Genomic DNA, 16083 nt, shown 5'->3' with positions numbered 1-16083 from the left:
GGGTATGCATAAGAAAGTCCGAAAAGCAACAGCCTCCCGGACTTTTTTCATTACTCTTCTGATAAATTGCCCTGCTCAAGTGCGCTGTTCATAAGTTTAAGCAGCTCGAGCGTACTTCTGAAATGTACAGTCTTTTTCTTCTCAGACCAAAGTACCTGCCCCTGCCAGGAACTGTTCTGTCTGAATTTCACCTGTACAAGGAATGTTGCCTTCTCACCTCTGTAGGTCTTAAGGCTTCTTATCGGCTCTCTCTTCCTTATAGAATTGGGATTGTGATAATCCCTCGTCTTATCCTTCTGTCCGAAGGTTCTGTAGGAGGTCGTGCGCTGAGGGAAATCCCAGTTATCATAGAGCCTGTCCATCAGCATGATCATCTCATAGCCGCTGTTAAAGGTGAGCGGTTCCTCCTCGTAGGGTGTCCATAGAACTCCGTTTATATCTCTCTCGGATGCCTCATTAACACATACACAGATTAAATTTTTTCCATAAATACGTGATTCTGAATCAGTCATTTTTAAGTCTCTTGTCCCTTTTTATTTTTAGAGCTGCCATCAGTACAACCGCAGCTGCAAATACTATTATATGCCTTTCCATACCGGTGCTGTCGTCCGTGGCACCTCTTCTTGCTCCAAGAACGTTCTTCTTATTCCCGGTATTTGTGGGATTGGCGATATCGACAGTTACCGAGCCTCTCTTAGCTCCGAGAACATTCGGGTCGTTCACACCCGCATTAGCGGTATCCGCGGGAGCAGCTTCAGCAGGATTTATATTTGCCCCGGCCTGCTCGCCTGATGCACTCTGTCCACTTGCAGGAGCGCTTTGTGCATTACTTGCGGTATTCTGCGCCTCCCCCGAACTACTTGTATCTTCGGAAGAAGTACTGTCGTTATCATCGTCATCGTAATACTTAGGTTCCTCGTTTATAGCCACATCATCGGGCTTTTTAACCTTCAGAACTCCGGGAACCTTTTCTATGTCATAATTATCGGCAAGCGTGCCGTCATTAAGCTTATAAGTAAAGTAGTTGTAACTCTCGCCTATTTCCTTCTGCTTACCGGTAAACTCATAGGTTGCGCCTTCGCCCTCGGCAAAACCGTCACCCGATACAGTAACCTTGTGCTTCTTTAAGGTCTTATTATTGTACTTTTTCTTTGCACTTGCAGAAGTAAGTACCACATACCTTTTCTCTATGGTGAGCTTTCCGGGCTTAAACTCGAATCGGAACTGGCTTGTTACATCACTGCCTTCCGCATCCCTTACAACAGGTGAACCGGTGATATCCACTGAATACTCTCCGGCGTTCTTGCCTGCAGCGGATGCTGCAATTCCTGTTACATTAAAAGTCGAATCACCTATAGTAACAGTAAGAACCTGGGACGGATCTCCTGTCCCGTTTACCTGAAAATCGGAACTGCTTCTGCCTTCAAGGACATACCCTGATACGCTCTGCTGACTGCCGTTGTACTTCACAGTGCTGCTGCCGGCCTCAACGGTAATTATGTACTTCTGATCTTCAGTCCTCTCTACAACTGAAATATCTCCGAATACTCTGGTGATATTGTAGTTATCAAAATCAGTTCCGTCTTTTGGAGTTATGGTGAACTCATTTATTCCGGTTCCTATTGCAGTCCTGCTGCCTGTAAAGGAGTAATAAGCACCTTCTCCGTCAGCCCATCCGGTCTCCTCAGCAAGAGGTGTTTCGCCGTTTTCCAAAGGCTTTCCGTCATAGGTTTTCAAAAGATTCATGGACCTTAGCGTGACGTCCTTCTTAGTAATGACAGCGGCATTAACCGTAAGTGATGAAGGAGTGACCACTGTGGCCCCGTTCGTAGTAACGGTAATTCCTGTGAGGTCAGTAATTGCAAAGCTATTGTCCTTCACATTTTTAGCTGTAACCGTAACGGTTGCTGCTCCGCCCGCGCCTTCTATGGTGTAGGTATTGCCCTGATCGTCACTCGCCGATCCGGCAAGGCTCACAGTAACGGTATGCTCCGCTCCGTCATAAACAAACGTAGCATCAGGTGTACCCTGCACCGTAAGAGAAGACACATTCTCACCTGTCTCGGAAAGCGGTGTGGGCTCGGGAACTATAAATAATTCCGCAGCCTCTTCACCGGTGTCTTCGGATGCTCCGTCAGGCTTCTCGGACAGTGTCGCAAAATTATCGGATATCTCAAAGGAATCCCCTGATGACACCTCCTGTGCACATACGGATAAAGAATCCGCCATGTTCACATTTATGGCAGCCGCCATAACGCTGACAGCAACTACCGTGTTACAAATCTTTTTGAAAAAAATCCCCTTCAAAACGTAACCCTCTGCATAAAGAAAAAAAACAAATACTAAAACACTTTAATTTTAAAGGTTTTTAGCCCTAAAAGCAACCTCAAGGGCTTCTTTCATTCTTTTTTCTCGCGATTTTTCTCAATAGCCTCCAGGCGCATTTCCTCGGTCACCTTAACACTCTCATCCCAGGACTCATAGCGCTTGTCACCTCTGTGATCAGCTATCTTGTCGCCATATCTGCCAAGCAGTTCTCTGGCAAAATATTCCGTAAACTTACAACTGCCCTCATAGTTAAGATGCGAATAGTCGTTGAAATCCTTATCAAAATCAAGTCCTATCTCGTCATAGGAATAATTCATGTCAAGAAACTCAATTCCGTTCTGCTCTGCGATCTCAGCGATATCCTCATAGGTCTGTAAATCCTTTTCATCGATGATATACGGAGCAACAATAAAAAGCATTGTGATATTATTTTTCTTTGCAAGACCTATTATTTTTTCCAGATATTTTTTCTGCTTATCCGTAAGTCCCGGCGCCTCTACCTCTTCAAGAACAGGTCGAACCTGCGGCTTTACCGCGCAGTAGGGAGTGTAGCCCTTAAAGCTTGCAAGGTTTTCTTTTCCGAGCAGGTAGTCAAAATCCTGCTTTGTCAGATCCTCGTACCGTCCATGATAGGTGAAAAAGTCCGGATAATAATCGTCCATTCTCCCCACCGCACAGCTGCTCACAAAGAGAGCGAGCTTATTTATCGAAGGCTTTAATCCCTGCAGATTTTCATATAAAAAGTCGTACTGGTAGTCATCCTTATAGCGGCTGACTGAGTAAAAATCCATCACAGCTACCTTGGGCTTCTGGGTTTTCAGAGCTTCCTTAAAGTAGTAATAGGTCTGCCACATAGTCTGCTCTGCTGCGCTGTAATCGTAAGCGGCCATCCCATATTTTTCCCACAAAAGCGCTGTATTGACGTCGCAGTGAATATGGCTTGAGCCAAGCATCAGCACATCTATGGAATCCTTTGGCTGAGCATAAAAGCTCCTCGCCTGATTTATTCCGTGTATAGATTTTTCGGAAAGCAGCCTGTCCAGTCCTATCATGGTTATGATAAAAAGGATGCAGAATGCTGCATAGGTTATTATTTTTTTCATAAAAACTCCTTAAGGAAGTTCTGCTCTCACTTCGTTCGCCAGAACAAGCCAAAACACTAAGTTCAAAAAGACTTCACCAAGTGTTTTGGCTTAGAAATCCATGTACATAAAGCCGATTACCTGTTCCTTCGGGCCGTAAACTCCGTAGACAAGAAGAAGCACCAGAAGAACATAGAACACTAAAAGTCTTACAGGCAGTGCTCTCTCGGTTATAAGTTCCGGAAGGTCTTTTTTCTTAACACTTGAAAATACATCCATCACAATCAGGACAGCTATGGCAATGAGCATTATCCAAAGCTGGTAACTGCTCATCTCAAGGAGTTCCATCTCCTTTGCCCACGAATAATCTATCTCTGTTCCGAGGAACATGTACTTTATGTAGCGAAGCGCACTGCTAAGGCTTCCCGAGCCAAACAGCACCCACGCAAGTGATACACTGCAGAAGGTCAGCACTCTTCTAACGATCTGCATAAGCTTTGCATCCCACACGTGGAGCCTTGCAAGTATATCATCGACAACTGAAAGGAAGCCGTGCGCAAGTCCCCAGGCCACAAAGTTCAGACCGTTCCCGTGCCAGAGTCCGCATACCAGAAATACAATGACTGTATTCAAGTGCTTTCTGAAAACACCCTTCCTGTTTCCGCCAAGCGGGATATAGATGTAATCCTTAAGCCAGTTACTGAGCGAGATATGCCATCTTCGCCAAAAATCCGACATGCTCTTTGCTGTGTAAGGCGCCTTGAAATTCTGTGTCAGCTTAATTCCAAAGAGTTTCGCAAAGCCGATTGCGATTGAGGAATACCCTGCAAAATCTGTATATATCTGCAAAGTGTACATGAGGCTTCCCGCAATCAGAGCGCCTCTGGAATGAAAATCGGGATTTCCGATAAGTATATCTGTATATTTTGCAAATCTGTTTGCAAGAAGCAGCTTTAAACAAAAGCCGTAAAGAATGTATGAAAAAGCCCCGGTAATGTTCATCTCATTTAAAAATTTACCGGTCACAGCCTTCTCTTTTTGCGAAAAGAAGTCCTCGGCCCTCTCTATGGGACCACTGATAAACTTCATGTAAAGCGACTGATAAACTATAAAATCTATGGGATTTGGAAAATGTTCCACCTTTCCCTTATTTATATCAGCTATGAAACTGATGGATTGGAAAATATAATAAGAAAAACCAAGAGGCAGCAGCATCCACGAAAGACTTCCGGGGAGCTTTTCCCTTGAACTAAGCAGATCTCCAAGCTTAAAAGCAGACAGAGAAAGCACGCAAACAAGCACTCCCACTACTGTGAGCGCCTTTGCAAGCCTTCTGTTTTCTTCTCTTTTTTTATGGATTATAGCGCCTAAAACATAGACAAATGCTGAAGTTACAAGCAGCACCATCGCAGCAAATCTGCTGAGGTGTGCCACATAAAAAAGACTTACCAGTGCAAGCACCGGCGGCCTTAGTTTCGGAGGCGCCAGATAAAAGAGCACCAGCGTGCCCACCAAAAACACAAGTGTTGTAAACTCGAATGTCATTCAGTCCCCCTACTGTTTTTTCTTCTTCGATTTCTTTTGGGAAGGCTTCTTGCCGGAAGTTTTCTTATTGTAAGGCTTTTTAGCTACGCTGTAGCCAAACTTTCCAAGCTTTTTCCCAAGATCAAAATACTCGCCATGAGAATAGGTTATCAGGTCAGCTTTACCAAGGTCAAAGCGTCCCTTGTCGTCCATGTACTTATCGTCCACGTCGACACACATAACCTCTGCAACAAACATGTCATGGCTTCCGAGCTCAAGAATCTGCTTAACCTTACACTCGATGTTTACAGGGCTCTCGGCAATACCGGGCGCACTTATCTTATTGGATTTTTGCGGAGTAAGTTTCATCTCCTTAAATTTATCGTAGTCTCTTCCCGATCTGACACCACACCAGTCGGTGGCTTTAAGGAGTTCCTTGTTTGTCAGATTAACCACAAATTCACCGGTCTCCTTGATTATATCGTAAGAGTATCTCTCTTTTCTAACAGAAATTGAAAGCATGGCCGGAGAGCTGCATACATTCCCAACCCATGCGGCAGTTATGATATTCGGGACTTCTCCTTCTCTCCCGCAGCTCACCATCACTGCAGGAATGGGATAGAGCATATTTCCCGGCTGCCATACTACTTTTGCCATAAAAACTCCATTCTATCTAAGCGTCAATTTGACGTTTTTACCTATGATCTCATCTATATTACTGATCGTTGCAAAGCAGTTAAAATCTGCGAGAATATCGCGGATCTGCCTAAGCTCATACTGGCTGACAACAACATACAGGGCCTTGTTCTCACCGCCGATATATCCTTCGGTATTCCACTCGGTACAGGTTCTTCCAAGCTCCTGATAGATACGATTTTTTATCGCATCGACATCATCATGTGTGAAAATAAGGCATGCTCTCTGCGCGTCAAAGCCTTCCTCAACTCTCGTCATAACGACTGATACAAGCACGTAAGTAAGAATCGAGTAAAGCCCTCTGTTCCATCCGTAAATGAAACCTACGATCAGGTACAAAACAATATTAAAGCACAGAACCTGTTTTCCGATGGACATATGAATCTTGTGGCTTAGTATCGAAGCCACAATCTCCGTGCCATCGAGGCAGCCGCCATGCCGAAGTATGATGCCGACTCCAACACCGAGGATAAGTCCACCGAACGTCACCGCAAGAAGATAGTCCTCTGTAACTGCAGGTGTCGTCTCAAAGAAGGCCACAGCTATCGCAAATACCGTCATCGCATAGATGGACCTTATTACAAAATGGTGTCCCTTTTTCTTCCAGCCGAATACCAGAAACGGAACGTTTAACACCCAGGTCAGAATACTCAGTTTAAAGCCCGTGAAATTTGCTGTGATCATGGATACGCCGACTATTCCGCCATCGAAGATCCTGTTTGGTGCAAGGAAATCCTCGATGGAAAAAGCCGCAATGGTCGCACCTATCGCGATCAGAATATAGCTTATTATTTTCTCTGAAAGCGTTGCATTGTATAACCTGTTAGCTCGTGTCATACGCACCTCAAATCAAAGTCCACTCGTTTTTACAATGAAGCAATATCCTTAAGATTTAAAATCTTCAACCTTCTTTATTATATCAGTATTTTTCTTCTCTATGTCAGAGAGCATATCATTTCCGAACTTATCGAACTCATCGGGATCGAAACGTCCCACATACCAGGCTTTGCTATCAAAATAACTCTGGAGCTCGGGATCCTGGAAGCGTCTTCCATATCTTGCATAAATTTCGTTTCTGGCAATTCGAAGTTCCTCGGCTGTAAAGCCCATAAGCTCGCTCTCTGTGTAAAGCCTTGTGCTGCTTTCCGGAAGAATATAATCATTATTCGGCATCTGGTCAGCGCCGTCCATTCCGGAGTCCGCAGCTGCGTTTATATCTGTCTGCAAACCAGTATCTGCAGGCTGAGCCGTCGCATCACCTGAACCGGAACCTTTAAGGAAATCGTCGACATTTCCTGATCCTGCAGCCTCGCCTTCAGCCTGAGCTGTCTGTTCCTGGCCGTCTGCCTGAACCGCCTCGTCACCGGCTTCTCCGGAATCATTTCCTCCCAAAGGAAGCGCTGACAAAAGACCGTCATCTGCTTCCTCTCCGTTTACTTCTGCCGCTGTCTCCTCAGTCTGCGCAGCATCCTTACTCTTTGTAAAATGAAGAACCGCCAGCACACCTGCTCCTATTCCAAGAACCAGAAAAAGCGTCACAACTGCAGCAAACAAGGGCAGGTTTGACTTTTTCTTCTGCAGACCATCTCCCATATAAAAGTCATTAGACGCCTCTGCCAGTTTTTTCCCACACTTGGGACAAAATGCTGCCGAATCATCAATCTGTGCTCCGCAATATTTACAAAACATACTTTTTTCCCTCTACATATAAAATAAAATCAAATTATTCAGCTACAGTACTCTCATATGAATAGTTTTCAACATACTGTGTTACGAGCTTGTTGAACATGGTATCTGTATTATCATAACCGCGGAATGAGTAGCTGTAGGTTCCCCACCATCCGTCGTTTATGCCTGTATCGAATGAGAAGCTGTCGGAAGGTGTATCATAATTATTCAGATCAAAAGAGAGTGTTCCGTCATCAAGCTTCATCACATTCTTAAATCTGGTGAAATAGTAAAAGCTGATTTCATTATAATATCCCTCTTCGGGTATTGAAACACTGGCCTTAACCTTATACACAAGGTTGACATAGTTCTTGTCATACATCTCTGTACCGGGCTTTTCCGCAAGGAAATATGCTCCGATATAATCCGCACTAAGAAGCTTAACCACCTCACTGTTCCAGCTCTGAGCAGCCTGAGCCTTGAGTGCATCCTGTGCCTGCGCATTCATCTTGGCAAGTGTATCCTGATCAAGCTCACTCATCGCTGTTATATAGGAACTCAGACCTTCTACAGTGTAGGTCTTCTCTGTAGGGCTCGGAATTTTCCCATAGTTCTCCACAAAGTAGTCCATGTTATCACTGCCATAGGATGAGCTGACGGAAAGAGTTACCTCGTCGCCGTTACTAAGCCCGTCTGTCTTGTCAAAATTATATGAGAGTGCGCTATACTCACCACCTGAAGAATTGAGAGTATATTCAGCGCGGCCATCGGGTGCTATACCTGTGAAGGACACGGTAATGCCTTCAAATGGATCAAAGGTTGTGGCATCCTCAAGTCCCTTAACCTTTCCATCAATATCGCTGTACTTAAGCTTGATATTCAGGTATTTTTCCATCTGCTCTTTGTCACTATCGGAGATGTTCCATGTAAAGGTGACCTTGTCTCCGTTGGAAAGACCTCTGTTATTATCAACAGATCCGTAAAGGCTTTCGGAAACCATCTGCGCCGGAGTATATCCGAACTGCTCGAGAAGCTTATCCAGATTTCCGGCATACTTTTTTGCCTGATCAAGCTCGCTATCGGAAAGTACTCCTTCAAGGTCCTTCATAAGAGACTTTTTGCCGCTCTTCGTAAACTTGATCTTGTTGCCGAAATCCTTGTTGAACTTATCCTTATCTATAGTATAGGAAGCGGTTCCACAAGTGTTGTAGCCTGAGTAGGTGATCTCTACATACTTATTCAGATTTATAGTGTGTTTTCTTACCGAAAAGAAGAAAACCACTGCGATAACAGCCAGTACCGCTACTACTCCGATACCTATTATGGTGTTTCTCTGCTTCGCTGACTCTTTTTCTATTTTGTCCATAAAGTCAGGCTGCGCGGGCTGAGCCTGGTTCCATGGCTGCCCGGAAGCCGCATTCGCATAGTCGCTGCCTGAAATTTTCGCACCGCACTTGGGGCAAAAAGCAGCCCCGTCCTCAATTTGATTTCCACACTTTGCGCAAAACATAATTACTCTTCTCCCTCTATACGTGTTCCGCATGAAGTGCAGAAAACCGCATCATCGCTAAGTTGTTTGCCGCAGTTCGGACATACCTTTCCTGCAGGTACAGGCGCCTGCGCCGGCTCAGGCATAGGAAGTTTTTCGCCGCAGGCAGTACAAAAGGCAGCTTCCCTAGGAAGAAGCTTACCGCACTTAGGGCAGAGTCTCTCCCCCTTGAGGTCTCTGATTTTTTCATTGTTATCGAGCTTTGTCTGCTCATTCTTTTTTATCTCAGCTGCCATTTGGCAAAGGTTTGACCACAGCTCTGCAGGAAGCTGCACGGGACTTTCCGTATTAGCAGTGTCTTCGAGACTCATCTTTTCAAAAATTGCATCATAAAGGCTGATGCCCATCTGATTCTTAATTGTCACATTTTTCTTATCGAGGCTGTTGTTCTCGTTTGTGAGGTTAACAACACTCGCCATATCCTTTGTCTTCTGAACCGCGTCCTGACTTCCCTTGGAAATCTTTGATCCTAACTCTTCAAAAAATGCCATTTTTAAATATCCTCCCAAAATTATTCCGTAACTTCCGTTCCGCACTTTGAACAGAATCTTGAATCGCCATCCATCTCAGCCCCGCAAGTCGGGCATGTCTTCTTAAGCTTGGTTCCGCACTTCAAACAGAACATGTCACCGCCCTTAACATCCGCACCACAGGTCGGACATTTCGATTTTGATCCAAAGCCGTTATACTGCATCTGCGCAGGATTTCCGCCTGTTGCTGCAAGCTCAATCTGCTGCTGAAGTGAAGCGTTTGACTGGAACAGACACATGAATGTGATCACACAGTGTATCACCATGAACAGCATCAGAAGAATCATCCATCCTGTCATCTCTGACTCGCAGTAATTTTCCTTTGCCTCTTTATCTACTCCATTGAAATAGCTTACCCATGCAATAAAATTGATAAAATTTAAAACCTTGATTACTATGATTGTCTTCTTATTAGCTCTTGTCTGAGCAAGGCACAGCAGTACAAGACATGCAATGGGAAGAATCAGCATAAGGATTCCCGCTATATGTCCATCGATTTTTTGCCCCAAAACCTCAAAACCGAAGGTGATCCTGCTTGCACTGATTTTAACTGTCTCACCGCTGCAGGATACCAACATGGTTGGCATGAAAAACAGCAAAATAAAACATGCATTCAGAAATCTTAAAATGTTGCCTTTTGTGAGTTTTAACTCGATTTTTTCGTCCATTATTTTGTCCCCTTTTCTTATGTAATAATTTTTATTGTATCACTTAGAGTTTCCCGTTCATATAGTTAATACACGGCTATTTAAGGAAGGAAGGCCGCGGAGTAGTCTCCGCTCATTACATAATATGTCTTTCCTTTTATATCTTTTTTAGCTCCTTCTTCCACAAAAGCCTTTTTATTCATATCATAGGTAATATTCAGGTTATAGTAATATCCGTCTGCCAGTTCTCCGGAATCAGGTAAATCAATAAAGTTCACGGTAACCATTCCGTTACTTCTTTTGAAGATATCTCCAACAATGCGTCCTGAACTCTCAAGATCTCCGCAAAGATCAAAACCAACTATAGAAGTGAGCTCCTGGCTTGAAATCTTTGTTCCGCCGTATTCCTTAAAATCACCGGATGCACGGTCGTAGAAGAAATAGTATGGTTTATAGGAATGTCCGCCACCATCCTCAAATTCTCCTGTCTGCTCATTTTTATGCGATGTCCCATCATACTCATTCACATATGCAATAAGCTGATTGTCATTAAAGGAGTTATATGTAACTCTTCCCTGATCAAAGGTCACCTTGCTCTCGTATGGTTTTCCGTTCTTTACAGAGAAGAAATCATGTCCTTCTCCGGAAGCGTATGACACGGCAACAACCAACCAGATTCGATCCGCGGTTTCAAAATAGTTATATACTTTTTCTCCCTTTGAGTACCCTTCATAATATCCCTCAAAGTACTCTTCTTCACTTCCATGAGCTATCGACATGAAGTCTCCGTACTCGTATACACATTCTGCATAATCCTGATTAACAAACCAGGCTCTTTGGCTCCCCGCCTGTGCGTAATCTTCACTGCCAAGGTCAACCAGTCCGAATGCTTCATAGATTCCATCTTTGTCATAGTCGTTATATGCGAAGTCGGTTATGTTGGAAATTGAAACGCCCGCCGCATCAGCAAGCTTCTGCTTCAGTTCATCCTCAGAAAGGCTATTTCCTTGCGCAGTAGCCCCTGCACCTTTGTGATCCGAGAAAGTGATCGCATAACAGTCAGCATCATCGGCATCAAGTTTTATCTTATCGCCGTCTTCTACAACTATTGTCGGCCAGTGCCCAAGGGTTTCGCATGACTCCCAATTGCTGAAATCGTCATGGAAGCTGTATTTTTCGCTGCCATCAGCACCGGTAACAGTTATTGATCCGGCGCCGAATGTACCATAGATAGAATAGCTTCCTGAAAGCAGATCTGTGCCTACGGTTAACTCTTTTACTCCTGAAGGGCTTCCCTCGAGCCAGTCCGGTGCATGGTGATCATACCAATAACTTCCGTCGCTCTTTTCACAGGTTGTGTCTGCAACCGAAAAACTGATATAGCGTGGTTCTACATTAGGATCAATGTACGCAGACTCAGCAATTTTGTCAGCGTATGACTCCCTGAATGAAAGCGCAGCACTTGTAGGTTCGGGATCTTCATATTCGGAAATAAATCCCAGTTCATATATCCTGCCACCGGCGTCAGAAACGAGCCTGTAATCCGCCACTGCCGCATCACCGCCGGCAGCCGCTTCTCTTGTTGCATAGGTTGTGGCAAATAAATACTCATTATTCATTCCCATACCGGTGACATAAACCAACACTCCGGCATCTGCCCAGTACTCGGGATTTTCAAGGGATACACTAAGCTCGGAGGGAAGGTAGAAATGAACGCCGAGCTTGCTGTCAAAGTACTCTGTTATCTCAGTATCTCCCCATATTTCATGAGGATCGGGAATCTGATTTTCTTCCGGCTTTTCATTCTCTTCTGTCTTTTTATTTTCAGCCTCTGCCCCATCTGCGCTGTCAGAAGGATTCTCGGTATCATCAACTTGCACCGGATCCTCTTCCAGCTGAATAATCTTTTTCGCATCATCCATGGGATTCTCTGCAAAATCGGATTGTTCAGACTGTTCTGCCTTGCGCTTATTATCAACATATTTATAGGTAGCAAATGCTCCTACGCTTCCGCCAACTAAAACGGCGATAAGTCCGCAGGTAGCTATTTTTATTCCAAGACCTACGGACATAGCACCTGCTGCTCCTGCGCCATTTGCTGCGCATTTCCACAACATCGGTCTAAGCTTATTCCATAGAGCGCTTCCTGTTCCTGCAAGCAGTTCGCAAGCACTTGCATGCTCGCCAAAGAGCATAGCCATAAACGGAACAACTGCAAAAGGAACGAGCTTGAGTCCGTTTGCATCCGCATAGGATTTCATGGAATCGTTCATGCTTTTCCTGGCCCTGTTAAGGTAGGTCTTGACTGTATTCTCAGGAGCACCCATGGACTCCGCAATCTCTTTTATGGATCTGTCCTCGAAGTAAAAAGCGATAAGCGCCATTCTCTGCTTCTCAGGAAGCATATTTATATTTTTCAGAAGGAGCTTCTTGAGGTTCGCATCCTCTGCTGCTTTCTCAGGCATCTCCATCTTATCGTCCCGGATGGTATCGAAAACATCCACATCCTCATCCGCGCTCTGCGTATTTGCAAGGAGTGTAACCCTGTCATCATAGCTGTGCGCCAGCTCGTGATAGCAGATATTCTTCATCCATGACATGAACTTAGTGGGATCACTAAGCTGATCAATTTTCCTGTAACAAATGAGATAGCCGTTTTGCAGAACATCCTCTGTCTTTTCCTTGTCCTTGGACATCATCTGGATGTACGCAAAAAGCTTCTTGTACGTCAGTTTATAAAGCTTCTCAAATGAAACTTCATCCCTGCCGGCCGCAAAACCTTTCACCGCCCGGACCAGCGCTTCCTGACTTTCTGTCATCATTTCTGCCATTTCATTCCCTCTCTCTTCATTTTTATTCCCTCAAACAAACTATGTGGCATATTTTAAGCCATCCTCACATGCAAATTCAGCCAAGATTTAACCAAATCGCACTTCTCAATTTTACCATCCATATCAGTAGTTGCATATTACTAATAAGCATTTATTTTTACATGCTTTTTCGTGTTTTAATATAGTCATACAAAACAAATACAAATGGGAAATATATAAAGCAGATTATCGCCAGTGCCAGCATACCGGCTCCTGTAGCCAGGTCATACGGAAACGGAAATACGAACCATCCAAAAATCGCCCACTTTTTCGCAATTGAAAGAATATTCCTGATTCCACCGCTTACGATATACGATATAATTGCCATTACAATATTCACAAGAATCATATTATCTGCCCATTCATATTTTGCCCCTAAAGATGCACTAATTATAAAAGGAATAATAGCCGCTGCAGAAATCATCAGTCCAATCTTTTTCTTATTTAACAGTGCTTCATTTGCATTTACCATTCCCTGATCCATCATTGTTGTCTCTGCTGCGTTGTTCATTGTACTCATAATTTTTTTCTCCCTTTTCTTCATTAAAAAATTGTTGGTTATCGTTACAATATAAAGAGGGTTCATGTTCACAAAAGGTTTCACATTTTTTAAAAAAATTTATTTGTGCAAGTAATCTGTTACCCCTGTGTATTCTTCCCATCTTTATAAGCTTCATCCAGCTTTCATCAATTTCTCTAAGCATAACCGCCTCCGTTTTTCCTGCCCTTTAATACTTAGAGGGAGGCAGTATCAAAAAGGTTTCACTTTTTTGGGAAAAATATTAAAAAAGTTTTGGTGGTTGATTTTGGAGCACAAAAAAGGAATGCGACAAGTTTTTTAATACTTGTGCATTCCTTTTGTAATTCAATAACCTATTTTTCTTAGTTCATAAGCAAATGGCGGATTATCTTTTTACCTTTACAGCGTATTTTCCGGCATTACCGTTCACTTCTATTCTATATGTGCCTTTTTTCAGTTTTAACTTAAGCACCTTTGAATCTGCTTTTCCTGCGTAGATACTGTCAATTTTCTTATTTCCCTTGTATACAGACAAAAATAAACTGCTGGAGTCTGTGTTCTTAATGATGAATTTATAGTTACCCTTCTTGTTGGCTTTTACCTTAAACCAGTCATGATCATCATCAGTATCAAGAATACCATTTACATTCTTCTTAAGCTTTATGCTCTTAGCCTTTTTAGCCTTGCTGGGTTCATCTACTCTTCCGGAAATAGAGATTTTATATCTCACATCATCGTAGTAGCCTGTCACCTTTATATAATATGTTGTTCCGGCGTTTACTAAAACAGTTCTCTCATTTGACTGCGCCTTACCTGCATAATAAGAGTCGCTCACACTTGTCTCATCTGCCTTAAACACCTGAGCAGTCACACCGGTTCCATCAATATTCTTAACTGTTACTGTAACAGCGGTATTAGCACCTGAGTTAAAGCTAAGCCAGTCCACATCATTTTCCGTTTTAATTGTTCCTGCGTATTCGTTTGGTATCGGAGTTGCAGTAGCAAGAGTATCCCCCTCATCATTCTCTGCTTTCATAGTAAGCACAAAACTTCCGTAACTATCATCATAAACACCATGCGCCTGTACATAATATACAGATGAAGGCTCGAGCTTTACATACTTGGATCTCGTCTCATTTTTTCCTGCATATACAGTTTCAATATTTGCTCCGTCTGCATCATACAAACGGCAACAAGAATTAAGGCCGGTACTTTTCATCTCCATTACATACCAAAAATCTTTGCTAGCGTTTGAGGTAAATGTATACCAGCAATTACCATTTTTTGTCTGAATATCCCCTGAAACCGGAGTGTTAAGTGCAATCGGTTTTACATTTGTTTTGTCGGCAAATTTTCCTTCGTCTGCCTTACCGGTAATGCTGTGTCCACAGAGTACTGAAGCACAACAACATAAAGTGAGTACCAGTGTTAAAAGTTTTTTCATCGTTTTCTTCATTATTGATTCCTCTCTTCATACAATATTTGATAGCGACAAATATGTCCCCTCTGCGCATCATCCATCGCGTTTGCAGCTGAATACGCACTTAAACATTTTATCACTACTTCCATCAGTTGCCTATCACAAAAAAATTGCCTTATTCCTCCTTTTCATATTTTAAAATCGTTGTCTTTTCATCGTTACAATATAAAGAGGATTGGTAGCCACAAAAGGTTTCACTTTTTTTGAAATTTTTTTATTTTTTGAAAACATGCTTTCATCCTACAAAAAAGACTTCTCAGACTCCGCTGTAGGGAGATTGTTTTTCTTAACATTTCAGTTTCTCAAAACTCACCATCGCCGCCGCTTTCGGTGCAGTACGGCTTGCCATTTTTCACACCCATTTTGACAGTGAGTCCAAAGTCAAAGTAGTATCCTACGTAGTCGTAATCAGTAGGCTCCACGGATTTGATTTTCTCAGCGAGAGCCCTTGCGGCTTTTTCAGTTTTTTCATCATCCTCACGTGTGCCTATTGCAGGTCCTGTAGGGCCGCTGTAAGCATACATATAGTATTCATTGCCCTCCTTATCAGTTGCGACAACGTTATAATCATACATATTTTCCAGGTCTTCCGTTTCATAGTCAGGCTCACCAAAAAGTGTCCTCAGCTGGCCATAGGCTAACGCAAACAGATTCTCATCAATTTCGTCATAAATACTGCAAGTCTCACTGCCAAGGAATTTACCTGCTTCCTCCTCTTCCCTGGTACCGCGTCTGAATTCATATTCAAGATAAGATTTGTCTGAAGTCATTTTTGACACAAATGAAGGCTGCGCGCAGCCGGATAACAAGATGACGGATAGAAATCCCGTCACTAACAATTTTGATATTTTCCCCATGATATAGTCCCCTAACTTTTTTCATATAATATGTGATGTTCACCAGTTGATGATAACATGAACTGCCTCCACCGACTCTGCGTCGGAAGAGGTTTCTGTTATGCCGCAGAGCGGCATGAACCTTTGGGATGCTTAACGCATCCCAAAGAACAGGGCATGTCCACTATGCCCCTATCCCATTGGGTTACCTTTGGGAATACTTTTCTTAAGATATTGGCAGCTCCGTTTATGTCTGCATTTGTTATTGTTCCATCGTAGTGCCTGTACAGTCCTCTTTTTATCCTTCTTCCTGAAAAAGAGTATTCTTTATTCTTCCCTTTTTCATACATGGG

Annotated in this window: 15 protein-coding genes and 1 pseudogene; all 16 read right to left on the bottom strand. The window is 43.3% G+C overall.

Annotated elements, in window-relative coordinates; translation table 11 throughout:
- Positions 1-50: 50 nt before the first annotated feature.
- Entirely contained in the window at positions 51-512 is a 462-nt protein-coding gene (locus G596_RS0115560) for a hypothetical protein (RefSeq protein WP_022762752.1), read from the bottom strand.
- Positions 505-2307: a hypothetical protein gene (locus tag G596_RS0115555; protein WP_022762751.1), complete on the bottom strand. Its 1803-nt coding sequence runs from the start codon at positions 2305-2307 to the stop codon at positions 505-507. Before G596_RS0115555 ends, G596_RS0115560 begins: the two co-directional genes overlap by 8 nt.
- Positions 2308-2399: 92 nt before the next feature.
- Positions 2400-3431, bottom strand: coding sequence for a hypothetical protein (locus G596_RS0115550; protein ID WP_022762750.1), 1032 nt, complete (start codon positions 3429-3431; stop codon positions 2400-2402).
- A 90-nt stretch (positions 3432-3521) separates the two neighbouring features.
- Positions 3522-4955 carry an MBOAT family O-acyltransferase gene (locus tag G596_RS0115545; protein ID WP_022762749.1) on the bottom strand — a complete coding sequence of 478 codons (1434 nt, stop codon included), beginning with the start codon at positions 4953-4955 and terminating at the stop codon, positions 3522-3524.
- A 9-nt stretch (positions 4956-4964) separates the two neighbouring features.
- The gene (locus tag G596_RS0115540) at positions 4965-5591 is read right to left on the bottom strand and encodes a flavin reductase family protein (RefSeq protein WP_022762748.1); all 627 of its coding nucleotides are present in this window, start codon (positions 5589-5591) and stop codon (positions 4965-4967) included.
- 12 nt (positions 5592-5603) lie between these two features.
- Positions 5604-6467, bottom strand: coding sequence for a YitT family protein (locus G596_RS0115535; RefSeq protein WP_022762747.1), 864 nt, complete (start codon positions 6465-6467; stop codon positions 5604-5606).
- 48 nt (positions 6468-6515) lie between these two features.
- Positions 6516-7319: a YARHG domain-containing protein gene (locus G596_RS0115530; protein ID WP_022762746.1), complete on the bottom strand. Its 804-nt coding sequence runs from the start codon at positions 7317-7319 to the stop codon at positions 6516-6518.
- A gap of 34 nt (positions 7320-7353) precedes the next feature.
- Positions 7354-8808 (bottom strand): zinc ribbon domain-containing protein, encoded by a 1455-nt coding sequence (locus G596_RS0115525; RefSeq protein ID WP_022762745.1) that lies wholly within the window; start codon positions 8806-8808, stop codon positions 7354-7356.
- Between the two features lie 2 nt (positions 8809-8810).
- The gene (locus G596_RS0115520) at positions 8811-9338 is read right to left on the bottom strand and encodes a zinc ribbon domain-containing protein (protein WP_022762744.1); all 528 of its coding nucleotides are present in this window, start codon (positions 9336-9338) and stop codon (positions 8811-8813) included.
- A gap of 20 nt (positions 9339-9358) precedes the next feature.
- Complete coding sequence (locus G596_RS23995) at positions 9359-10045, bottom strand: zinc ribbon domain-containing protein (RefSeq protein WP_022762743.1); 687 nt, start codon at positions 10043-10045, stop codon at positions 9359-9361.
- A gap of 80 nt (positions 10046-10125) precedes the next feature.
- Positions 10126-12855: an RNA polymerase sigma factor gene (locus tag G596_RS0115510; protein WP_022762742.1), complete on the bottom strand. Its 2730-nt coding sequence runs from the start codon at positions 12853-12855 to the stop codon at positions 10126-10128.
- 157 nt (positions 12856-13012) lie between these two features.
- The gene (locus G596_RS0115505) at positions 13013-13414 is read right to left on the bottom strand and encodes a hypothetical protein (RefSeq protein WP_155829310.1); all 402 of its coding nucleotides are present in this window, start codon (positions 13412-13414) and stop codon (positions 13013-13015) included.
- Positions 13350-13598, bottom strand: a complete 249-nt coding sequence (locus G596_RS0115500; RefSeq protein WP_022762740.1) for a hypothetical protein — start codon at positions 13596-13598, stop codon at positions 13350-13352. The genes G596_RS0115505 and G596_RS0115500 overlap by 65 nt, the downstream gene beginning before the upstream one ends.
- Positions 13599-13799: 201 nt before the next feature.
- Positions 13800-14858 (bottom strand): hypothetical protein, encoded by a 1059-nt coding sequence (locus G596_RS0115495; protein WP_155829308.1) that lies wholly within the window; start codon positions 14856-14858, stop codon positions 13800-13802.
- Between the two features lie 338 nt (positions 14859-15196).
- Positions 15197-15751 carry a hypothetical protein gene (locus G596_RS22450; protein ID WP_022762737.1) on the bottom strand — a complete coding sequence of 185 codons (555 nt, stop codon included), beginning with the start codon at positions 15749-15751 and terminating at the stop codon, positions 15197-15199.
- Between the two features lie 98 nt (positions 15752-15849).
- A pseudogene (locus tag G596_RS25300) lies at positions 15850-16083 on the bottom strand (RNA-guided endonuclease InsQ/TnpB family protein); the annotation flags it as partial.

It is taken from the genome of Butyrivibrio sp. AD3002 (assembly GCF_000420905.1).
Taxonomy (GTDB): domain Bacteria; phylum Bacillota; class Clostridia; order Lachnospirales; family Lachnospiraceae; genus Butyrivibrio.
Note: the sequence above shows the minus strand (reverse complement) of the source record. Positions and strands in the feature narration are given on the sequence as shown.

Coding starts and splice junctions, on each gene's coding strand:
- G596_RS0115540 (WP_022762748.1), bottom strand. CDS start 5,591: ATGGCAAAAGTAGTATGGCAGCCGGGAAATATGCTCTATCCCATTCCT.
- G596_RS0115560 (WP_022762752.1), bottom strand. CDS start 512: ATGACTGATTCAGAATCACGTATTTATGGAAAAAATTTAATCTGTGTA.
- G596_RS0115520 (WP_022762744.1), bottom strand. CDS start 9,338: ATGGCATTTTTTGAAGAGTTAGGATCAAAGATTTCCAAGGGAAGTCAG.
- G596_RS0115505 (WP_155829310.1), bottom strand. CDS start 13,414: ATGAGTACAATGAACAACGCAGCAGAGACAACAATGATGGATCAGGGA.
- G596_RS0115495 (WP_155829308.1), bottom strand. CDS start 14,858: ATGAAAAAACTTTTAACACTGGTACTCACTTTATGTTGTTGTGCTTCA.
- G596_RS23995 (WP_022762743.1), bottom strand. CDS start 10,045: ATGGACGAAAAAATCGAGTTAAAACTCACAAAAGGCAACATTTTAAGA.
- G596_RS0115530 (WP_022762746.1), bottom strand. CDS start 7,319: ATGTTTTGTAAATATTGCGGAGCACAGATTGATGATTCGGCAGCATTT.
- G596_RS0115545 (WP_022762749.1), bottom strand. CDS start 4,955: ATGACATTCGAGTTTACAACACTTGTGTTTTTGGTGGGCACGCTGGTG.
- G596_RS0115535 (WP_022762747.1), bottom strand. CDS start 6,467: ATGACACGAGCTAACAGGTTATACAATGCAACGCTTTCAGAGAAAATA.
- G596_RS0115525 (WP_022762745.1), bottom strand. CDS start 8,808: ATGTTTTGCGCAAAGTGTGGAAATCAAATTGAGGACGGGGCTGCTTTT.
- G596_RS0115510 (WP_022762742.1), bottom strand. CDS start 12,855: ATGGCAGAAATGATGACAGAAAGTCAGGAAGCGCTGGTCCGGGCGGTG.
- G596_RS0115550 (WP_022762750.1), bottom strand. CDS start 3,431: ATGAAAAAAATAATAACCTATGCAGCATTCTGCATCCTTTTTATCATA.
- G596_RS22450 (WP_022762737.1), bottom strand. CDS start 15,751: ATGGGGAAAATATCAAAATTGTTAGTGACGGGATTTCTATCCGTCATC.
- G596_RS0115500 (WP_022762740.1), bottom strand. CDS start 13,598: ATGCTTAGAGAAATTGATGAAAGCTGGATGAAGCTTATAAAGATGGGA.